Annotated in this window: 3 protein-coding genes; all 3 read left to right on the top strand. The window is 68.6% G+C overall.

Annotation, left to right across the window (positions count from 1 at the left end; genetic code table 11):
* Window positions 1-963: acyl-CoA dehydrogenase family protein (locus tag ACFWF3_RS30545; protein WP_379317154.1), on the top strand; the 963-nt coding region annotated here is incomplete at its 5' end.
* Between the two features lie 228 nt (window positions 964-1,191).
* Window positions 1,192-1,647: a DUF4254 domain-containing protein gene (locus tag ACFWF3_RS30540; RefSeq protein ID WP_378994749.1), complete on the top strand. Its 456-nt coding sequence runs from the start codon at window positions 1,192-1,194 to the stop codon at window positions 1,645-1,647.
* Between the two features lie 114 nt (window positions 1,648-1,761).
* Window positions 1,762-2,946, top strand: a 1,185-nt coding sequence (locus ACFWF3_RS30535; RefSeq protein ID WP_379317152.1) for a metallophosphoesterase, incomplete at its 3' end; no start/stop codon positions are given.

The raw sequence follows: 2,946 nt of genomic DNA, 5'->3' as shown, positions 1-2,946 counted from the left end.
GAGTACGGCGGCGGTGGCGGCACCTTCGCGCACGAGGCCGTGCTCATGGAGGAGCAGGCCCGCGCGGTCGACACCTCGTGGGGAATCAGCCTGCACAACGGCATCGTGGCCCACTACCTGCTCGCCTACGGCACCGAGGAGCAGAAGAAGCACTGGCTGCCCAAGATGGCCAGCGGCGAGGTCGTCGGCGCCATCGCGATGACCGAGCCCGGCACCGGCTCCGACCTGCAGGCTGTCAAGGCCAAGGCGATCCGTGACGGCGACGAGTACGTCATCAACGGCTCCAAGACCTTCATCACCAACGGCGCACAGGCCGACCTGATCATCCTGGTCGCCAAGACCGACCCCACCCAGGGCGCCTCCGGCGTCTCGCTGGTCCTGGTCGAGGCCGATCGCGAAGGGTTCCGTCGCGGTCGCGTGCTCGACAAGATCGGCCAGAAGGGCCAGGACACCTCCGAGCTGTTCTTCGAGGACGTGCGCGTCCCGGTGACCAACCTGCTCGGCACCCAGGAGGGTCAGGGCTTCATCCAGCTGATGCAGCAGCTGCCCCAGGAGCGCCTGATCGTCTCGATGGGCGCGGTCGCGGGCATGGAGGTCGCCCTCGACCACACGCTGCGCTACACCAAGGAGCGCGAGGCGTTCGGCCGTCCGGTGTTCGGTTTCCAGAACACCAAGTTCAAGCTGGCCGAGGTCGCCACCGAGGCCCGCATCGCGCGCGTGTTCATCGACGACTGCGTCGAGAAGCACCTCCGCGGCGAACTCGACATCCCCACCGTCGCCATGGCGAAGTGGTGGACCACCGACAAGGCGATGCAGATCGCCGACACCTGTCTGCAGCTGTTCGGCGGCTACGGGTACATGAACGAGTACCCGATCGCCCGCATGTGGGTCGACAACCGCGTCCAGCTGATCTACGCGGGCACCAACGAGATCATGAAGGAAATCATCGCCCGGAGCCTGTGATACTCCAGCTCGATCGGTGATCCCGACCGGCCGTGAACTCTTGTTCGCGGCCGGTTTTCGCTGTTGGGGGGTCATTTCGTGACCTATCCGTCGTCCCCGCCGAGACGAATGTCCTTCGACAAGCGGTACAAAACCGACGACGGGGACGGTGCGGCAACAGTGGACACGGACGGCAGCGGTTCGACGGGACGACCCGGACCGGAACCGGTACTGCCGGACCGAGCACAGATGATGCAGGCGGTCTGCGGGGTCGCCGGTGCGAGTGATCCCGTCCTCTCCGCCGCGCACGAGCTGGCCACGCTGCACGAACGCCGCGAACAGCAGATTCCCGGCGATACCAGCGAGATCGACTGGGCGCGTGCGCGTCTGGTCTGCGAGATCGACCGCTGGGTGGTGATCCGCTCACCCACTCCGGCGACCTCCGCACCCATGCACACCGAGAGCATCGGCGCCGTCGTGGACCGCATGGCCCATTTCGCCGCGCTCACCTACCGCGCGCTGGCCTGCGGGGCCGAAGCCCAACTGCGTGCCGCGCAACTGCGCCTGCACGAATTGGCTTGTGGTTACGACGATCTCATCGCCGAGGTAGCCAGTGGGGCGCGGCGGCTACCCGACGGACTCGACGGCGACCCACCGCACAGCGATGGGACACAGCAGCTGCGGAAGATGCCGCGCGACGACTAACGGCGGCGTCATCGCTTTCCGGTCGCTACCTGGGCGATCAACGTCCACATCACCGCCCACGGGTGTTCAGCCGGGCACCGTACCGTCAGCGAGAGACGGCGAACGGAGCCCGGCATGCTCGATCCGCGACTGCACACCGCATGGTTGGTCAACGCCGCCTCGGGGGCGGCGGCGGCCACCGTGCGTGCGCCGATGGCGCGGCCGTATTCGTGGAGCGGCGTGCGTGATCGGCTCGTCGTCACCGATCTCGAGGTCGTCACGGTCACTCACGACACGGCGATCCTCACGTGGTCGACCCATCGACGTGATCGCGCGGGACAGCTTCGCCCGGCCGCGGCCGACACCGAAGTACTGCTCGCGCCCGCCGACAGCTCGGCCACACCGGTGACCCGCTACCTCGACGGCCGTCGCACCGCGCACCACTACGCGCAAGTGCGCGGTCTCGAGCCGGGCCGCCGATATCGCTTCCGGGCCTGCTCCGACGGCGAAACTGCTGTTCCCGGCCGTACCTGGGTGACTCGACGCCCGGGAACTCCGGAGGTCACGGGCGTTTTCCTGACCGCGCCGCCACCGCCGGGGCGACTGCTGCGCACGATCGCCCTCGCCAACGACCTGCACTGGGGCGAGGACCGCAGCGGCTTGATCGTCGCCGGGCTGCCGCCGGGTCTGCGCCACGACGACGGCCACTACCCGCAGGTGATGACCGAGGCACTGCTGCACGACATCCGCCGACCCGAGCGCGCGGCCGATCATCTGGTGGTCGCGGGCGATCTCACCGATTGTGGCACCGCTGAGCAGTGCGCGGGCATCGCGGCGCGTCTGGACGCCTGGGGCAGGGCGGGCAGCGATCACTTCGTCTGCCGTGGCAATCACGACGTTCCGCGCGGCGCGAATGATCACTGGGGCCAGGTGTTTCAGCCGTTCGGGCAACTCGCCTGCCATGAGCTGGGTGGCTTGCGCCTGATCGGTCTCGACACCACGCGCAGGCGTGGTTCCGGCGGCACGATCGGCGCCGGCCAACTCGCCGAGCTCCGCGCGACACTCGCCGCCGACCCCGACCGCCCGACGCTGATCTTCGGCCACCACCCCGCGACCCGCTATGCGGCACTGAGCAACCCCGGCGGCCCCGGTTTCGTTCTCGATCGTGCGAGCGTGGCCGCACTGCAAGCCTGCTACCGAACGGCCCCTGGCGTATTCCTGCACCACAGCGGCCACACCCACCGGAATCGCCGCAGCCGCCCCGATTCCGGCCGCGTCGAATACCTGGAGGTAGCTGCCGTGAAGGAGTACCCCGGGGGC

The sequence above is a fragment of the Nocardia sp. NPDC060220 genome, assembly GCF_042727815.1.
Taxonomy (GTDB): domain Bacteria; phylum Actinomycetota; class Actinomycetes; order Mycobacteriales; family Mycobacteriaceae; genus Nocardia.
Note: the sequence above shows the minus strand (reverse complement) of the source record. Positions and strands in the feature narration are given on the sequence as shown.